This is a genomic window from Trichocoleus sp. FACHB-46 (genome assembly GCF_014695385.1).
Classification (GTDB): Bacteria; Cyanobacteriota; Cyanobacteriia; order FACHB-46; family FACHB-46; genus Trichocoleus.
The window spans coordinates 335181-351973 of record NZ_JACJOD010000013.1; the positions used below are offsets into that span (position 1 = coordinate 335181).

Annotated in this window: 15 protein-coding genes; 5 read left to right on the forward strand and 10 right to left on the reverse strand. The window is 50.5% G+C overall.

Going from position 1 to position 16793, the window contains the following annotated elements:
- The first annotated feature begins 11 nt into the window (after positions 1–11).
- Complete coding sequence (locus H6F72_RS09205; protein ID WP_190433886.1) at positions 12–1253, forward strand: transposase; 1242 nt, start codon at positions 12–14, stop codon at positions 1251–1253.
- 56 nt (positions 1254–1309) lie between these two features.
- Here H6F72_RS09205 and H6F72_RS09210 read toward each other — a convergent pair whose 3' ends face one another.
- Positions 1310–1813 (reverse strand): SRPBCC family protein, encoded by a 504-nt coding sequence (locus tag H6F72_RS09210; RefSeq protein WP_242016844.1) that lies wholly within the window; start codon positions 1811–1813, stop codon positions 1310–1312.
- A 463-nt stretch (positions 1814–2276) separates the two neighbouring features.
- Between H6F72_RS09210 and H6F72_RS09215 the strand changes: the two genes are divergently transcribed.
- Positions 2277–4067, forward strand: a complete 1791-nt coding sequence (locus tag H6F72_RS09215) for a mechanosensitive ion channel (protein ID WP_190433888.1) — start codon at positions 2277–2279, stop codon at positions 4065–4067.
- Between the two features lie 81 nt (positions 4068–4148).
- Here H6F72_RS09215 and H6F72_RS09220 read toward each other — a convergent pair whose 3' ends face one another.
- Together H6F72_RS09220 and H6F72_RS09225 are read right to left on the reverse strand one after the other, a co-directional pair.
- Entirely contained in the window at positions 4149–5228 is a 1080-nt protein-coding gene (locus H6F72_RS09220) for an ATP-dependent 6-phosphofructokinase (protein WP_190433890.1), read from the reverse strand.
- 50 nt (positions 5229–5278) lie between these two features.
- Positions 5279–5482 (reverse strand): hypothetical protein, encoded by a 204-nt coding sequence (locus H6F72_RS09225; RefSeq protein ID WP_190433892.1) that lies wholly within the window; start codon positions 5480–5482, stop codon positions 5279–5281.
- A 12-nt stretch (positions 5483–5494) separates the two neighbouring features.
- On the opposite strand from H6F72_RS09225, the gene era reads away from it, so the two are divergent.
- Together era and H6F72_RS09235 are read left to right on the forward strand one after the other, a co-directional pair.
- The gene (era, locus tag H6F72_RS09230; RefSeq protein ID WP_190433894.1) at positions 5495–6430 is read left to right on the forward strand and encodes a GTPase Era; all 936 of its coding nucleotides are present in this window, start codon (positions 5495–5497) and stop codon (positions 6428–6430) included.
- The gene (locus H6F72_RS09235) at positions 6430–7362 is read left to right on the forward strand and encodes an ADP-ribosylglycohydrolase family protein (RefSeq protein ID WP_190433896.1); all 933 of its coding nucleotides are present in this window, start codon (positions 6430–6432) and stop codon (positions 7360–7362) included. Before era ends, H6F72_RS09235 begins: the two co-directional genes overlap by 1 nt.
- A gap of 107 nt (positions 7363–7469) precedes the next feature.
- Here H6F72_RS09235 and hisC read toward each other — a convergent pair whose 3' ends face one another.
- Positions 7470–8519, reverse strand: a complete 1050-nt coding sequence (gene hisC / locus H6F72_RS09240) for a histidinol-phosphate transaminase (protein WP_190433898.1) — start codon at positions 8517–8519, stop codon at positions 7470–7472.
- Positions 8520–8532: 13 nt separating this feature from the next.
- A complete protein-coding gene (gene aroB / locus H6F72_RS09245; RefSeq protein ID WP_190433900.1) occupies positions 8533–9648 on the reverse strand; it encodes a 3-dehydroquinate synthase in 1116 nt (371 codons plus the stop codon).
- Positions 9649–9816: 168 nt separating this feature from the next.
- On the opposite strand from aroB, the gene H6F72_RS09250 reads away from it, so the two are divergent.
- Entirely contained in the window at positions 9817–9912 is a 96-nt protein-coding gene (locus H6F72_RS09250) for a cytochrome b6-f complex subunit PetL (RefSeq protein WP_190433902.1), read from the forward strand.
- Between the two features lie 199 nt (positions 9913–10111).
- Here the strand turns inward: H6F72_RS09250 and H6F72_RS09255 are convergent, their stop codons facing one another.
- The 5 genes from H6F72_RS09255 to H6F72_RS09275 all read right to left on the reverse strand — a co-directional run bounded on the left by H6F72_RS09255 (position 10112) and on the right by H6F72_RS09275 (position 16663).
- Positions 10112–10951: a carbohydrate ABC transporter permease gene (locus H6F72_RS09255; RefSeq protein WP_190433904.1), complete on the reverse strand. Its 840-nt coding sequence runs from the start codon at positions 10949–10951 to the stop codon at positions 10112–10114.
- A 1-nt stretch (position 10952) separates the two neighbouring features.
- Complete coding sequence (locus H6F72_RS09260; RefSeq protein ID WP_190433906.1) at positions 10953–11753, reverse strand: class I SAM-dependent methyltransferase; 801 nt, start codon at positions 11751–11753, stop codon at positions 10953–10955.
- A gap of 138 nt (positions 11754–11891) precedes the next feature.
- Positions 11892–13481, reverse strand: coding sequence for a B12-binding domain-containing radical SAM protein (locus tag H6F72_RS09265; RefSeq protein ID WP_190433908.1), 1590 nt, complete (start codon positions 13479–13481; stop codon positions 11892–11894).
- 129 nt (positions 13482–13610) lie between these two features.
- Entirely contained in the window at positions 13611–15215 is a 1605-nt protein-coding gene (locus tag H6F72_RS09270; protein ID WP_190433910.1) for a B12-binding domain-containing radical SAM protein, read from the reverse strand.
- Positions 15216–15661: 446 nt separating this feature from the next.
- Positions 15662–16663, reverse strand: coding sequence for an NAD(P)-dependent oxidoreductase (locus H6F72_RS09275; protein WP_190433911.1), 1002 nt, complete (start codon positions 16661–16663; stop codon positions 15662–15664).
- Positions 16664–16793 lie beyond the last annotated feature (130 nt).

Below are 16793 nucleotides of genomic sequence, written 5' to 3' on the forward strand. Positions count from 1 at the left end.
GAAGCGGTGGCATGACTCCAAGAAAACTGTCTGAGTCGGATAAACAAAACATCTTGCATCTGTATCGGCATCCAGGAGAGACAACTTCGACCCTGGCAGAGCGCTATGGAGTCAGCAACACGACAATTAGCCGTGTTTTAAAGAGTCTGTTGCCTGAGCATGAATATGAAGCACTCGTGCAACAAAAGCGAGCGGCCCGCCCTCAAGCAGGCTTTGCAGAATTTGCTGCGGAACTAGCCTTTGAGGAATTTGAAACAGCGCCTGTAGAAGAGCCTGTTCAGGAACCTGTTCAAGAGCCTATAGAGGTGAGTGAAGCTGCGATCGCTCAACCAGACATCCCAGTAGAAGCCGTAGAAGTAACCACAGAAGTAACCACAGAAGTAGAATTAGCCGCAGAAGAGTTTATAGAGGTGAGTGAAGCCGCGATCGCTCAGCCTAAAATCTCGGTAGAAGCTGTAGAAGTAGCCGCAGAAGTTGCGCCTGTGGAAACGGTAGAAGCAGTTGCCACTTCAACGCCAAAGCCAGCGATCGCACCACCAATTACGCGACGACAGCGTAAACGTTCCGGTGCTGTTGATGAAATATCAGCAAACGAGTCTGAGCCTGCTTCTGAGCCACCGGAAGTAGTAGAGGCGCAGCTACAGCTTTTAGAAGTTCCTTCGGTTGCGCCGGAAGTTGAGAAAAAACCAACGAAAGCGCCACCCATAAAAGTCGCGGCAGCGCCAATAGAAGCTGAGCCGAATCTAGGGTTTACAGAAGCAAGCTTGTCGGCAGATCTACAAGCGCAGGCTGCTGAGTTGGTTGACTTAGACGACGATGATCTTGATGACGACGACCTCGATGACGATGACCTCGATGATCTTGATGACGAGGATGAAGACGACGATGACGATGATTTAGATGATGCTGATGCCTTCATGGGAGGTCAGCTTCAAACTCAAGCTTTTGTACGAGTTTTGCCGTTAGCGGATGCCTCGATTCCCAAAACTTTCTACTTAGTTGTAGATCGAATGGCGGAATTGATTACTCGACCCCTCCGGGAGTTTGGAGATTTAGGACAAATTCCTAGCGAAGATGTTCAAGCGAAAACCTTGCCCATCTTTGACAATCACCGAATTGCTCGTCGCTTTTCTAAGCGCAATCAGCGAGTTATCAAAGTTCCTGATGGCAGAGTGCTACCGAAAGTTAGCGTCTATTTGCAAGCGAAGGGCATTACTCGCCTGCTGATTGATGGCCAGGTGTACTCGCTCTAATGGATTAACTGAGTTAATCGTTTAGTCAGGTACAGTCTAGCTCCATTGGATCTCGCCTAAGTATGCAATTTTTGGTGTAGCTCTTCTGCGACCCGTTTTAGGCGTCGGAGTTGAGCTTGCATGTCTTCTTGAGTCCAGGTGGCGGCAAAGGTGTTGAAGCCGAATCGTACCAAGGCGTTAGGGATTTCGAATTCAAAACGATTGAGCAAGTAGGTACCCCGATCATTCGGATTACACTCCCAGCGATCGCGGCCATGAAAAAAACCGTCGAACTCCCAAACTACTAAGCCAGGTTCGCGAGCAGCGACTACGCTACTCAAACTAGGCTGTAGGAAAGGAATCTGGATTACAAAACGGCTACGGCTACCAACGTCCGTACTCCACTCGCCTACGGGTTCGCAGCGCAGGGCAGGATTGAGCCAACGGTGCATTAAGCTGAGATCTGTAATGCATCGCTCTACAGCGGTGGCACTGGCGTTGATTTGAACAGACTGCTCGAAACTTTGCTGAAATGGCATTCGGCGCTGATTGGTCTTTTTCAGGGTGGGAATAGAACGCATCCTACCGCTATTACTAAACGACTTAAACATTCAGAAGAAGCAAGCCACCGATCGGCTCCAGCAACTGTTGACTCGTCTACTCTAGCGAGAACCCACCTGCTTCAGCACGCACAACCGTTTCATCGAACTAGTTCACTAAATTAGTGCACAGTTGGTTGTTGTCTGCGTAAAGATTGTCTATCAAACTCACCTTTGCCTAAGGTTTTTGAGTTAAGTCTTGAATAATCGTTAAAAATCAACGAATCCTAGCTTTTTACGTCTTAATTCTCCATATAGATAGATGAAAAAGCCAGAATTGGAGCTTACTTTATCAATGTTTAGTTCTACGTCGCCCAGCTTGTACTTTGCTAGTCGGATGACAGTAGAAACGTGGGGTGCTACGTAAGCTAATTCTCACAAATGAATCTATCGTGCAAAAGTCGTGTTCTTACTGGACTGAGGGGCTAAAGCTAGCTCAGGAATTATGATTAGAACTTGGCAAGAATTTACACAAATCGTCAACACATCTGTACCAATACCGCAACTTAACCTCCTATTGGCACAGGCTCCAGCGACTTCTCCCCCAGCGACAACTACAGCACCACAAGCGGGCCCAGGGGCTTACCCCACGGGTGCAGACAGTTTCCTCCAGGGAATTGGCCTGAGTTTGGGCACTTCAATTCCAGCTTTAATCAAAGCCCTGCTGATTTTGGTGGTGGGGCTGCTCATTGCGGCGCTGGTCGCAGCCGTGGTTCGGGGCTTGTTGAACCGCACCGACATAGACAATAAACTAGCCGCGCGTGTCATCCGCCACCAACCAGGAGCGCGACCACCCAACGTAGAAAAATGGGTAGGAGACGCTGTTTTTTGGCTAATCGTCGTGTTTACGGTTGTGGCCTTTTTACAGGCGCTCAACCTAACCGCTGTTTCTCAACCGTTAAACACCTTCCTCGACCAAATTTTGCGCTTCCTGCCTAAGCTGGCAGGGGCTGGGATTTTGCTGGCGATCGCTTGGGCGCTGGCAACGGTGGTCAAGCTGATTGTGACGCAGGGACTCCATGCATTTGGCTTAGATCAACGGTTGGGTGAACAAATCAATGAACCACCCGCTAACCCAGATGCCCCGGATGCACCTGGTGCCACTCGACCGATTGCACCGCCGCCGTCTGATCCGCCATTTTCGTTGAGCGAAACGATTGGCAATGCGTTGTACTGGTTTATCTTTCTGCTGTTTCTCCCAGCGATCTTAAACACGCTGGAGTTGCAGGGGACGTTGCAACCTGTACAACAACTGTTGAATGAGATTTTGGCGATCCTGCCCAATATCTTGGCCGCAGTTCTGATTGGAGCAGCGGGTTGGCTGATTGCTCAGGTAGTTCGCCGGATCGTGACGAATCTGCTGGCAGCGGCAGGAACCGATCGCATTGGGACGCGCTTTGGGTTGAGAGGCACGACTGGGACTGGTGGCCAATCGCTGTCTTGGATTATCGGCACGATTGTCTATGTTTTAATCTTGATCCCAACGGCGATCGCGGCTCTGAATGCGCTGCGGATTGATGCGATTTCTCAGCCAGCCATTTCGATGCTGACTCAGATCCTCAATGCCATTCCGCAAATTTTCACGGCAGCCTTGATTCTGGCGATCGCTTATGTGATTGGGAAGTTTGTGGCTGATCTGGTCACTAATATCCTGACTAGCCTCGGTTTCAACAACATCTTCTACTGGCTAGGGCTACAACCAACTCCCTACTCAGCCCCTCCGGTTCGTCCGACAGATGAATCCCCTGTGATTCAAGAGTTGGGTCAAGTTAGCCCCAGTACTCCTAGAACTCGCACTCCTTCGGAAGTGATTGGGATTGTAACGTTGGTTGGCATTCTGTTGTTTGCCACGGTGGCAGCGACAAATGTCCTCAACTTTGCAGGTCTCACCCTGATTGTGACTGGGTTGCTAGTGGTCTTTGGCCGCATCTTGTCTGGTTTGGTGGTGTTCGCCATTGGTCTTTACTTGGCGAACTTGGCCTTCAACTTGATCGCAAGCTCTGGCAACGCTCAAGCAAGAGTTTTGGCGCAAACCGCTCGGATTGCCATTATTGCTTTTATTTCAGCCATGGCCCTGCAACAAATGGGTATTGCGCCGAATATTGTCAACTTGGCCTTTGGTCTGTTGCTAGGAGCCGTTGCCGTGGCGATCGCACTGGCCTTTGGTCTGGGTGGTCGAGACATTGCGGCTCAACAAACCAGAGAGTGGTTAGATTCGTTCAAGTCGAAACGCTAATGATTACCTAACCTCCAACCCCTTCCCTATAGGGAAGGGGAGAGATTAAAGCCCTTCTCCACCTTGGAAAAAGGGCTTTTTTTAATCGCCTAAGTAAATACCTAAGCCACGAGCAGTTTTGACTAAGGTGCCGCTAGGATCGACGGCCTGGTATTGGGCGATCGCCTCAGGAATGGGGACACTGACGACCTGACGATTTTGCCAAGTGACCATGTGGTCATATTTCTCCTCAGCGATCAGATCCACCGCAGCCACGCCAAAGGCCGACGCGACCAGGCGATCGAGCGGCGAAGGCGTTCCACCCCGTTGCACATGCCCCAGCACCGTCACGCGAGTTTCAGCCCCGCTACAGTCACAAATGCGATCAGCTAAGTAGTCACCAATTCCCCCATAGCGACATTGACCTAGGCGATTAGTGATCACCACTGGGTCTCCTGCTTCCGTCCGCACCGCTTCCGACACGATCACCAGCGAATAGTTTTTCCCTTGTTCTTGGCGCTCTTTGATTTTGTGGCAGATGTTGGCGATGGTATAGGAAATTTCCGGAATTAGGATTACATCAGCACCCCCAGCAATCCCAGCGGTAATGGCGATATGGCCTGCATCGCGCCCCATCACTTCTAGAATCATGACGCGGCTGTGGCTAGCGGCGGTAAAATGCAGGCGATCGAGGGCTTCGGTGGCGGTATTGACGGCGGTATCAAAACCAATGGAGTGCTCCGTCACCCCAACATCATTGTCAATCGTTTTGGGGATCGCTACTAGATTCAGGTTGCCTTGTTCAGCAATGCGTCGCAGAATTGCCATGCTGCCATCACCTCCGATGCCGATGATCGCATCCAGACCCAGTTGATAGTAGCCAGCAATAATGTCTTCTGAACGATCGCAACGGGTGCCATCGGGCATAGGAAAAGCAAAGGGATCACCTTGATTAGTCGTACCGAGCATCGTGCCACCCGCAACCCGCAGAGAGTCAACGTTTTCCAGTTCTAAGCGAATTGCCTGGGGTGGACTGTGCATGAGTCCTTGGGTCGCTTGCCGAATTCCTAGCACTTCCCAATCGTAGGTACCCACCGCTCGACACACCACCGCTCGGATGGCAGCGTTGAGTCCAGCACAATCGCCTCCACTGGTCAGAATCCCAATCCGCTTTTGTCCCATATCGCCCGCCGTCGCCTCAACGACAAATAAGGTCAGGCTGTACAGTACTGCTAAGCGGTGGCGTTTCTAAAGAATTCCAGGTTGGCTTTAGGTTTGCTTACATCTAATTCACCCACTGATGTACAAGCTGCAGGGTTGCTTGGGATATAGCGATCGCTTGGTTGCATCAAGGCAAATAGGACTAGCGCTGGCAACGCTACTATGGCAATATTGCGCTTCTTGGCAAAACAGCAAACGGTGAACAGGCGCAGCAAGAACGATAACTTATGTCAGACCTATCAGATCAGTGGAGCATTCCAGTTGCGCCAGAAGGCTTTAAATCAGGCTTTGTGGGCATCATTGGCCGTCCCAATGTCGGCAAGTCAACGTTGATGAATTATTTGGTGGGGCAAAAGATTGCCATTACGTCGCCTGTGGCTCAAACCACACGCAATCGGCTTTTGGGGATTTTGACCACGCCCGATACTCAGTTTATTTTTGTGGATACTCCCGGCATTCACAAGCCCCACCATCAACTCGGCGAAGTGTTGGTCAAGAATGCTCAAATTGCTATTCATTCAGTCGATGTGGTGCTGTTTGTGGTCGATAGCTCGGTCGATGCGGGTGGGGGCGATCGCTATATTGCCGAGCTAATGAGCAAAACCGAAACTCCAGTAATTTTGGGCCTGAACAAAAGCGACCAGCAACCTGCCGAGACAGAAGCACTAGACGCTAGCTATCGGGCCTTGGCAGAACCTTACGGTTGGCCGATCGCGAAATTTTCAGCACTGACCGGAGAAGGGTTAGAACCGCTGCAAACTTTGTTGGGCGATCGCCTGGAACCTGGCCCCTACTACTATCCGCCAGATCTGGTCACCGATCAGCCAGAACGCTTCATCATGGGCGAACTGATCCGGGAGCAAATTTTGCTGCTGACTCGTGAAGAGGTGCCGCACTCGGTGGCAATTTCCATTGATCGAGTTGAAGAAGAACCAACGATCACCCGCTTGCTGGCGACGATTCATGTCGAACGGCAATCGCAAAAAGGCATCGTCATCGGGAAGGGTGGCAGTATGCTGAAGGCGATCGGCAGTGCCGCCCGTGAGCAAATGCAGAAGTTGATCGCCGGAAAAGTTTACCTAGAGTTGTTTGTGAAAGTGCAACCGAAGTGGCGGCAATCACGCACTCGCCTCGCAGAATTGGGTTATCGGGTGGAGGAATAGTGAAACTCATTGAGCGCTATCGAGGAGCCTTGTTAGGGCTGGTAACGGGGGATGCAGTTGGCACAACTCTAGAATTTGAGTCACCGGGTTCCTTTACCCCCATCACGGATATGGTTGGTGGTGGCCCCTTCAACCTCCAGCCCGGACAGTGGACCGACGACACCTCAATGGCCTTGTGTTTGGCAGAAAGCCTGATCGAGTGCCAAGGCTTTGACCCCAAGCATCAACTAGAAAAATATAACCGTTGGTATCGCGAAGGCTATCTCAGCAGCACCGGACGCTGCTTCGACATTGGCAATGCCACCCGCACAGCGCTAGAGAAATTTGCTGTTACGGGAGAACCATACTGCGGTTCTACTGATCCTCGCGCTGCGGGCAATGGCTCAATTATGCGGTTAGCTCCGGTGCCATTGTTTTACGCCACGCAGCCAGAGGAGGCGATCGCTAAATCTGCTGAAAGTTCTCGCACCACCCATGCCACCCCCACGACGATTGATGCTTGCCGTTATTTAGGCGCACTAATCGTTGGGGCGGTTCAAGGAGCCACCAAAGCAGAATTGCTTGCAGACCACTACAGCCCAATTTCAGGTTCCTGGGAGGCTAATTCGCTCGTTCCTGAAATCGCTGAGATTGCCAGAGGTTCCTTCAAGCAGCGACACCCACCGGAAATTCAAGGCTCTGGCTATGTGGTGAAATCTTTAGAAGCAGCGCTGTGGGCGTTCTACAATAGCGATTCTTTCCAGGAAGGTTGTTTGCTGGCAGTGAATTTAGGTGACGATGCCGATACTACTGGAGCTGTTTATGGCCAGCTTGCAGGTGCATTCTATGGTGAGTCAGGAATTCCAGCGGAGTGGCGATCGCGCTTGGCTTACCGGGAATTGATTGAATCTTTGGCCGAGCAATTGTTGACTCTCTCGCGAGCATTTTTGTGAGTATCGTCGAATAAAAGCAGACCTCTCCCCAAACCCCTCTTCTAAGAGGCGAGGGACTTTGAATTTGTCTCCCCTTCCCTAGTAGGGAAGGGGCAGGGGTTAGGTTCCTAAGCCAATAACTCTGTCAATGCAGAAATGAGGGCTTGGTTTTGTTCTTCGGTGCCGACGGTAATTCGCAGTTTGTCGTCGAGGCGGGGTTGCTTAAAGTAGCGCACTAAAATGCCCCGTTCCTTCAGGGCTTGATAGAGAGCGCCAGCCTTGTTATTGGGAGCCTGAGCCAAAACAAAATTGGCTTGCGAGGGGCCAACTTTGAAGCCTAGCTGGGTGAGGTCAGCGGTTAACTTGGCACGAGAAGCTTTCACCCGCTCGGCACTGGCGTTTTTGTGCGCTTGGTCCGCGATCGCTGCAGCTCCCACTGCACAAGCCACCGCATCCACGTTGTAACTATCTTTGACTTTAATTAGCCCCGACAATAATTCTGGATTGGCAACGCCAAAGCCTAATCGTAAACCTGCCAAGGAATAGCCCTTAGAGAAAGTGCGGAGGACAATCACGTTGTTGTGCTCTTTCACCAGTTCCAAAGCGCTGTAATCGGCAAAATCGACGTAAGCTTCATCGATCGCTAGCACTCCAGACAAATGGCTGGCTAACTTGCTGAGCACATCTAAAGGAACTAGCGTTCCAGAAGGACTGTTAGGGGAAGCAATGAAGGTGATCGCCCCGTTTGCCTCGATCAGTTGCTCGACGGGGAGGTTGTAGTCGTCATTGTAGGGAACCTCAACTACTTTCGTGTCTTGGATTTCTGCTAACGTTTCGTAGAGGACATAGGTGGGCGTGGGATAGACGATTTTGCGATCGCCTTCCGTACAAGCCCGCACCAGCAAATTCAGAATGTCATCACTGCCATTACCCGCCAAAATCCAATCATGGGGAACGCCTAAAACCTGGCTCGCGGCGTCACGAAAGGAATCGGCCATTGGGTGGGGGTAACGCCGCAACAGTTCGCCATCGAAGCCACGCAGGACTTGCAGGGCCGCCTCCGAGGGAGGGTAGGGGTTTTCGTTGGTGTTGAGCTTAATGACTTTGACGCCTGGGGCTGGCTGTTCACCAGGTTGGTAGCCAGTCATCGCATCAACGCTAGGACGGAAGTAACTCATTGTTCTTGGTGGGTTAGGTCTGTTGCATAGCGTGAAGGACTTGCCGAATCACATCCGCTGGAACTTCATCAGTGATGGTGACGGTGCCAATTTGGGTGGGTAGAATGAATCGCACCCGACCGTCTTTGACTTTTTTATCGGTTAGCAAGCTAGCCGCGATTGCCTCAATATCCAATCCTCCGGGCAACTTGGTGGGGAGGCCAGTTTTCTCAAGCAGAGCAAGTTGGCGATCGCTGGAAGCTTGCTCCCACATGTCTAAAGCTACCGCGATTTGCCCGGCTGCTACCATGCCGATCGCCACTGCTTCGCCGTGATTAACTATTTTGTATTTAGTCTCACTCTCGACAGCGTGACCAATCGTGTGCCCGTAGTTAAGAATGGCTCTTAGCCCTGACTCTTTTTCATCTTTGCTGACGACATGAGCCTTCGCTTGGCAGGAACGGGTTAGGATTTCTTGAAGCAGATCGTCGCTAACATAGCGCAGTTGGTCAAGCCGCTGGCTTTGTTCTAGTTTTTCAAACAGTTCCGCATCCCAAATGATGCCGTACTTGATCACCTCAGCCATGCCTGCCCGAAATTCTCTAGCTGGCAAGGTTTTTAGAGTTTGAGGATCGATCAAGACTAGCTTGGGTTGATGAAATGCCCCAATTAAGTTTTTGCCGTGAGGATGGTTAACCCCTGTTTTGCCACCAATCGAAGCATCGACCATTGCGAGCAGGGTTGTGGGGACTTGCACAAAGTTGATGCCTCGCAGCCATGTGGCAGCGGCAAAGCCTGCCATATCGCCAATGACGCCACCGCCTAATGCCAGAATCGTGGAGGAGCGTTCTAGACGGTTTTCTAGAGCTACATCGTAGATTTTTTGTAGGGAGGCAGGAGTTTTGTAGCGTTCTCCGGCGGGCAGAATGCACTGAGCGACGGTAAAGCCTGCTTGCTCTAGAGAGGTGATCGCTTGAGTTCCGTAATGCTTAAAAATCGGGGGACTGGAAACAAGGAGAATTTTTTTGCCGAGTTTGAGTGGCTGTGAGCCGTGCCCGATGAGCCAGTTGCCTAACTGTTCCAAGCCACCGGATGCGATTGCAATATCATAAGACTGTTGTGGTAATTCGACAGGAATTACAGACTTCATTGGTTTCGTGCTGCCGCGATTAACAAATGCCCGTGGGCTGTATTCTACTACTTCACCACATCGGATGGTGGGGCTGGCGCAGCCTGCCTAGCCCGTAAAACCAATGTGGTGGAATACTACTCCACTAAATGATTCAATAGTTTTGTTGGGCTTTGTGGAGAATTGTCAATGTCTGGTGTAATTACTTACGTGTTAGTGCTCGGTTCGTTCTATGCAGCGGCTCTTGGTTTGTTTTTTGGCCTGCGGGCTGCCAAGTTGATCTAGAACTGAGTCTTTGGGAGTCAGGTGTCCTCACCCATGTAGGTTTCAACCAAGCACGTCTTTACCAAGGTTCCAGCTTCTGCTCCCCAAGCAGGTGAGAGGCTAGAACATTGAGAATCCTATTCATTGAGTACAGACTTCTCGTAGAAACCTACATGGGTGCGGGGCAGGTACCCGGCAGGTACCCTTAAGAGGTTTGATTCTACCCCTTCATCCCACTCCCCGCCTCAGTTGGTACAATATAGTGCTGCATCACCAAAAAGAAGAATAAAATCGGCGCGATCGAAATGACAGAACCCGCCGCAATCAAGCGCCAATCCAGGGAAAACGTTCCTGCTAGCGTTGCAACTCCCAGCGGCAACGTATAGTACTCCGGGCGATCAAGCACGATTAAAGGCCAGAGGAAATCGCTCCAGGAACCGATAAATACAAAAATTGCTAGCGTCACCAGCGCCGGGCGAATTGAGGGTAGCATCACATGCCACCACAACCCCAGTTCTGAGCAGCCATCCATGCGGGCGGCTTCTTCCAGCTCTTTAGGCACACTCTGAAACGCTTGCCGCAACAAGAAGATGCCAAAAGCCGAAGCGATCGCGGGAAAAATTAGTCCTAGATAGGTGTTTCGTAGCCCCAACTGTACGGTCAAGATGTACAGCGGAATCATCACGATTTGAAAAGGAATCATGATTGTTGAGACAACGAGGGTGAAAATCGCATCTCGGCCCCAAAAATTTAGCCGCGCCAATGGATAAGCTGCCAACGAACAAAACAGCAAATTCAGCGTAACTGTCAGTATGGCGACTAGGGTGCTGTTGAACAGGTAGCGACCAAATGGATTAGTTTGCCACACTCGAACGAAATTTTGCCAAGTGGGTTGGCTCGGCCAAAGTTGCGGTGGAAACTGAAAAATGTTCTCGGTTGGAGACTTGAGCGAGGTACTGACCAGCCACATCAAGGGCAGCAGCATCACCAGCGCGATCGCCCCTAGCAAGCTGTACATGCCAGCTCGTTGCCATAAAGCCCGCCGCTTAGAACTATTCATGTTATTTAGTCGCTACTACTGCAATATTCCAAGCAAATCGCTTCATTAGGGGCAATTTCTTCAAGCTTTGATCTGCTTTTTCCAACTTTAGATAAGTTGGTCTCAAGCGTTCATGCTCCAAAATAATTTTTTTCCAATATCGCTCTTTGTTCGGATCAACTTTTTCTACTAAATAAAAACGTAGGAAAATCCAAAGAGTAGCTAACCAAAAGGTGTCATATTCCGTTTTTGTAAATACAGATTGGACAAAGTTGGCAATATTAATATCGAGGGGAGTTTCGTCCTCAGTCCGTACCTTAGTCGCAATACGACGGTAGACATTAATCACTGGATTGTGTTTCAGCGGGTCCCAAAAACAAGCTTTACCACCTGGTTTCAGGACTCGATACATTTCCCGGATAACTGTTTTTGGCTGGGGAATATGGTGCAATAAATTAGAGGCGTAGATAATGTCAAAAGTGTTGTCAGGAAACTCAATTTCCATCGCATTAATGGTGCGACCCTCCACTGCCACATGGTTGCTTGCTGCCAGCTTGAGCGCGACATCTACCATACCTGGCGAGTAATCGGCGGCAACACAACGTGCCCCTTTGGTCGCAAAATAAACGCTGTTTTCCCCAGCCCCACAACCTAGGTCGAGTAGATATTTCCCTTTGACATCTCCTAAGTGCTTGAGGATAAAGCGATTCTCTGGAGCAGTGCAGGCTTCAAAATAATCTCGAACTTGAATTCCTTCGATGTCAATGGCCGCAGCCCACAGGTCGTGAAATTCACGTTCGCGCTTGAGGAGGTCGTCTTGCATGACAGTTGTACTGACTGGAATTCCAGCATTATGCCAACTGGGAGATTGTTGGGCAATCCTACGGCGCTATAGAAACTCTTCGCTCCTCACTTCTGGCTTCTGCTTCCCCTCTTTCATTCTGAGCCTGCATTCTGCTTTTCAGCTAGCGATCGCCTCAACATTCGCTGTACTAGCAGCCTTCAGAGTTTTTTGCGCCTCTGCTTCGGCGGTTAGGTATTCGGTGAGTTGCGCTTCGATTTCGTCACAGACGATTTGGCGATATTCGCTAAAGTGTTCATTGTGGGCACAGACGGTCAGGTAGCGATCCCAGACTTTGGGGTTGTGTTTGAAGATGTTCCAAAGGTTACGCCAGAACTGGAAGCGGGTACTCCGAACCACGCCTTGCCGCCAGCAGACAGTAAGTAAGGCGCGAACATCAACCCAGGCTGGCATTTTACCAGGGGCTTTGAATTTGGGCGATCCCATGATCAGATGGTGGCGGTACACGCGATCGAGGAATTTCTCAGGGTCGTAAAGCTCGGAAAAGGCGCGCATGTATTCGCGAGCAATTTCCTCTAGGGGGCGGGTGGGGACGAAGTTCATCAAGGTGGTTTGGTTGATGTTGCCTGCTTCGCCGCGTAAGCGCCCTTCTTTTTTCAGGCGGTGCCAAAGGCCAGTGTCGGGAAGGACTTGCAACATGCTAAACAACGCGGTGGGGATCGCGGTTTTTTCGACGAATTGGACGATGCGATCGCCTGCACCCGGTTTTTCGTTGTCAAAGCCGATGATGAAGCCTGCCATGACGCGCAAACCCACTTTGGTGATGGATTCCACGGCCTCGCTGAGAGAGTCGCGGGTGTTTTGAAACTTTTGGGTGAGGGCTAGGCTGTCTTCGTCTGGGGTTTCAATGCCTAAGAAGACGGCGGTGAAGTTGCACTCCACCATCAACTCCATCATTTCTGGGTCTTGGGCCAAGTCTACCGAAGCTTCGGTGAAGAAGGAGAAGGGATACTGGTGGTCTTCCATCCAGGTTTTTAATTCCTTGAGGAACAACTTCACGTTGCGCTTGTTGCCGATGAAGTTGTCGTCCACCATGAAGATGCTACGATCCCACCCGAGTTCGTAGAGGTAGTTCAGCTCGGCTAAGAGTTGTTGGGGAGCCTTAGTGCGGGGTTTGCGTCCGTAGAGGACAATGATGTCGCAGAATTCGCACTGGAATGGGCAACCGCGTGAGAACTGCACCGCCATGCTGTCGTAGGCGCTAAAGTCGAGCAGTTCGAAGCGGGGGATGGGTGTGGTGGTAACGTCTGGCTTCACCCCATTGGAACGAAAGACTCCCTGGGTTTCGCCACGCGCGATCGCTTCAATAAAGAGCGGCAAAGTGATCTCGCCCTCATCCAAAATCATGTAGTCAGCCGCCTGGGCCTCTTCTGGTAGAGCGGTTGGGTAAGGGCCACCCACTGCCACAGGTTTACCTCGGCGCTTGGCCTCTTGAATTTGGGCCAAGAAATCTTCTTTCTGCACAATCATGGCAGAGAGAATTACCAAGTCTGCCCAAGCCCACTCGTCTTCTGTGACAGCGCGGACATTGCGATCGACCAGTTTGAACTCCCACTCCTGAGGCAGAAGGGCCGCAACGGTGACTAAGCCCAGAGGTGGTAGTAAAACTTTGCGCTCGACCAGTTCTAGAGTTTTTTCAAATGACCAAAAGCTTTTAGGAAACAGGGGGTAGAGGAGTAAAACTCGCATTTAAATTTAGCCTCACAGGTTAAGAGCCCGGTCAAAAAAGCTTGGGCGAACTGCTGGATGGTTATTCACTTTTCCCGGAGAAGCTTCCACAAACCGGGCGAAAGTGAAGAATTCAGTTTAGCTCGCGATTTAGCTGGCGATCGCGTTCATGTTAGCGGTGACGGCTGACTTTGCAGTTTGAGCCTGCGATTTCGCTTTAGTGGCTAAGTACTCTGCTAGTTGAGCTTCAATTTCGTCGCGAACTGTTTGGCGATACTCCAGGAAGTGCTCACTCAAAGCACAATTGCTCATATAAGGCACAAAGACGCTGGGGTTATGGCGCAGAATCGCAAAGAGCTGCCGCCAAAACTGCCAACGGGTACTTCGCTTAATGCCCTGCCGCCAGAAAATGGTGAAAACAGCCCGGAGTTCCACCAGTTCCAACATCCGAAATGGCACCTTGTGCGGCGATGGCTTTTGCTGAATGAAATTGCGATAAACCCGTGACAGATAACGGCTGGGTTCGTACAGCTCCCAAAAACAGCTCAGGTACTCACGCGCCAACTCTTCTACCGGACGGGTGGGGATAAAGTTGGTCAGCGCCATCTGGTGGCCCTGCGTTTCTTTGTTTGCCTCTAGCATCCGACCTTCTTTTTCTAGTCGGTTCCAGAGTGCCGTGTTGGGCAGTGCCTGGAGTAAACCAAACATCGCCTTGGGAATCGAGGTAGCTTCAACAAAATCGATGATGCGTTGACCCGCTCCTGGTTTCTCGCCATCGAAGCCCAGGATAAAGCCAGCCATCACATTCAGGCCCGCTCGATTAATCGTTTGCACCGACTCCACTAACGAGGTGCGGGTGTTTTGAAATTTGTGAGTCAGCGCCAAACTATCTGTATCAGGAGTTTCAATACCAATAAACACAGAACCAAAGTTGGCAGCGATCATCAAATCCAGCAGTTCTTGATCTTGGGCCAGATCAATCGAAGCTTCGGTAGCGAGGCGGAAGGGATAGTTGTGAGCTGCCATCCAGGAGCCGAGTTCACGTAGCAACAGCTTGACATTACGCTTGTTGCCAATGAAGTTGTCATCGACCATAAAGATCGATCGCCGCCAGCCTAGGTCATAAAGGGTTTGCACTTCAGCAATGAGCTGAGCTGGAGTTTTGGTGCGAGGCTTCCGCCCATAAAGCACAATAATGTCGCAAAACTCGCACTGGAACGGGCAACCGCGCGAAAACTGCACCGACATCTCGTTATAAGCCTTAAAATCTAGCAAGTCGTAGCGCGGAATTGGCGAAGTGGTAACGTCTGGTTTCACTTCCCCGGCCCGGAGGACGCCAGAAGTTTTGCCTTGAGCGATCGCCTCAACCAGCATGGGAAGCGTAATTTCACCCTCATCCAATACCAAGAAATCAGCTCCAGCTTCCTGAGCTGCATCTGGGACAGAGGTGACATAAGGGCCACCCACTGCAACTAACTTGCCACGTTGCTTAGCCTGCTGAATCAGATGCAACATATCTGGCTTTTGGACAATCATGCCAGAGATAATCACCAACTCTGCCCAATCCCAGTCAGCTTCCGTCTCCAGCCGCACATTACGATCCACTAGGCGAAACTCCCACTCTTGAGGCAGGATCGCAGCAACCGTAATCATTCCCAGAGGAGGGAGCGAAACCTTGCGCCCGATCAGTTCTAGAGCCTTATCAAAAGACCAAAACGACCGAGGAAAAAGGGGGTAGAGAAGTAAAACTCGCATTAATTGTTAGCCTCTTATCTAAATGACGGCCTGTTCTCAGATATATTGATATGTCTATCTATCCTGAAAACTCTCACGATAAAAGCTTTCAGTCAATGAACAACGATTGACTGAATCAACTCGACGCGAAACAAGCCAATCCTCGCGATAAAAAGTGTATTCCTTCGACCAAAGATCAAGGAACTTCCTATATCACTTGTACTGGAGTTTAACAGACGCAACTCAAAAACGTATGCTTTGAGCGATTCCAGGAGCAGCAAGTAGCACTAAAGACCAAGGAATTAGCTGTAGCAAGAGAAAAGCCAAAGTATCGAAACACCCACCCTCAGATTCTTCTGGAGGGAGTCTGAGGGACGCAGCCGTCCCTCAGCGGGGGTTTGGGGGCGAGTGCCCCCAAGGGTTCGGATTTCCCAAAGATGTTGATTCAGCGAAGTTTGAAAGAGTAGCTACTCAGCGATCGCCCGTTCTTTAGCTTCAGCAGCCCTCACCCCACCCTGCCCAGGCACCCCACTAACCTTCAACACATCTCGAAATGTGGCGCAATAAGTCGGCAAATTGAACGTAGCTGGATTCACCACATGCTCGTAAGTGAAATGCCGATACTTCAAACAGAAACGGTCCCAAGCTGCCATCTGAATCCGAAATACTGCAATCAGCACATCAGCCAGCACAGACGACAGCGGAATCTGGAACTGAATTTTCTTTCCTAGATAATCACAAACTGTCTCTATCGCTTCGTTCACCGTCACCCGAGCATTTCCCAGCACCAACTGCCGTGGTTGGCCTAGTTCTGGCGGATGCTCTACTAGATGCTGCACCACTTGGGCAATATCACGCCCGTGAACGAAGTGGAAACTACCATCAGCTTTGAGGAAGCGAATTAAATCAATCCACTTGACAACCTCTGGAATCCCAGATGTTACCGCTGAGTAAGGCTTATGCTCATCCCCACCAAACACCAAGGTAGGGAACAAAGTAGTAACTTTAGGAGCGATCGCCAGCTTTGATAACTGCTGAAAACAAGAGTACTTCGAGCTAATGTAGTCGGTTCCTAGTTGCCCTGCTTCCTTCAGCAAGTGGTTTTTGCGATCGAGAATACTGGCAGTTGAGAAGTAAATTACTTGTTCGCAGCGCTCTGGATCGAGCAAGCTCATCAACCGCAACGTCTTTAAAACGTTTACATCATAGGTTTCTTGAGCATTCCCCCAAGCAGTAGCCACCAAAATCGCCACATCCATTGATGCCAATAAGTCTTCCATGCGGTCAACATCCCGCATATTAGCCTTAATGATGTGAATCCCAGGACGAGCTTGGTAGTCAAACTTCAGCTTTGCAGGGTCTCTAACCAGCAGATGTAATTCATGCTCAGTGGACTGAATCAAAGCTTCCGCGATGTAGTGACCAATGCAGCCACTGGCACCCGTCATGAAAATTCGCTTGGGGAGCATGGAGGTATGAATGAATAGAGAGTTAAGGAGTAGAGCCGAGACCCCAGCTCCCATTACGCATGGGTAGTTCTAGACTCGTAATAATTTTGAGCGAGATGCGAAACCCCACTCAAAATCACTACCTGTATAT

Bases quoted from the DNA above. Each gene is read 5' to 3' on its own strand.
- H6F72_RS09205 (WP_190433886.1), top strand. From the start codon at position 12: ATGACTCCAAGAAAACTGTCTGAGTCGGATAAACAAAACATCTTGCAT.
- H6F72_RS09210 (WP_242016844.1), bottom strand. From the start codon at position 1,813: ATGCGTTCTATTCCCACCCTGAAAAAGACCAATCAGCGCCGAATGCCA.
- H6F72_RS09215 (WP_190433888.1), top strand. From the start codon at position 2,277: ATGATTAGAACTTGGCAAGAATTTACACAAATCGTCAACACATCTGTA.
- H6F72_RS09220 (WP_190433890.1), bottom strand. From the start codon at position 5,228: ATGGGACAAAAGCGGATTGGGATTCTGACCAGTGGAGGCGATTGTGCT.
- era (WP_190433894.1), top strand. From the start codon at position 5,495: ATGTCAGACCTATCAGATCAGTGGAGCATTCCAGTTGCGCCAGAAGGC.
- hisC (WP_190433898.1), bottom strand. From the start codon at position 8,519: ATGAGTTACTTCCGTCCTAGCGTTGATGCGATGACTGGCTACCAACCT.
- aroB (WP_190433900.1), bottom strand. From the start codon at position 9,648: ATGAAGTCTGTAATTCCTGTCGAATTACCACAACAGTCTTATGATATT.
- H6F72_RS09250 (WP_190433902.1), top strand. From the start codon at position 9,817: ATGTCTGGTGTAATTACTTACGTGTTAGTGCTCGGTTCGTTCTATGCA.
- H6F72_RS09255 (WP_190433904.1), bottom strand. From the start codon at position 10,951: ATGAATAGTTCTAAGCGGCGGGCTTTATGGCAACGAGCTGGCATGTAC.
- H6F72_RS09260 (WP_190433906.1), bottom strand. From the start codon at position 11,753: ATGCAAGACGACCTCCTCAAGCGCGAACGTGAATTTCACGACCTGTGG.
- H6F72_RS09265 (WP_190433908.1), bottom strand. From the start codon at position 13,481: ATGCGAGTTTTACTCCTCTACCCCCTGTTTCCTAAAAGCTTTTGGTCA.
- H6F72_RS09270 (WP_190433910.1), bottom strand. From the start codon at position 15,215: ATGCGAGTTTTACTTCTCTACCCCCTTTTTCCTCGGTCGTTTTGGTCT.
- H6F72_RS09275 (WP_190433911.1), bottom strand. From the start codon at position 16,663: ATGCTCCCCAAGCGAATTTTCATGACGGGTGCCAGTGGCTGCATTGGT.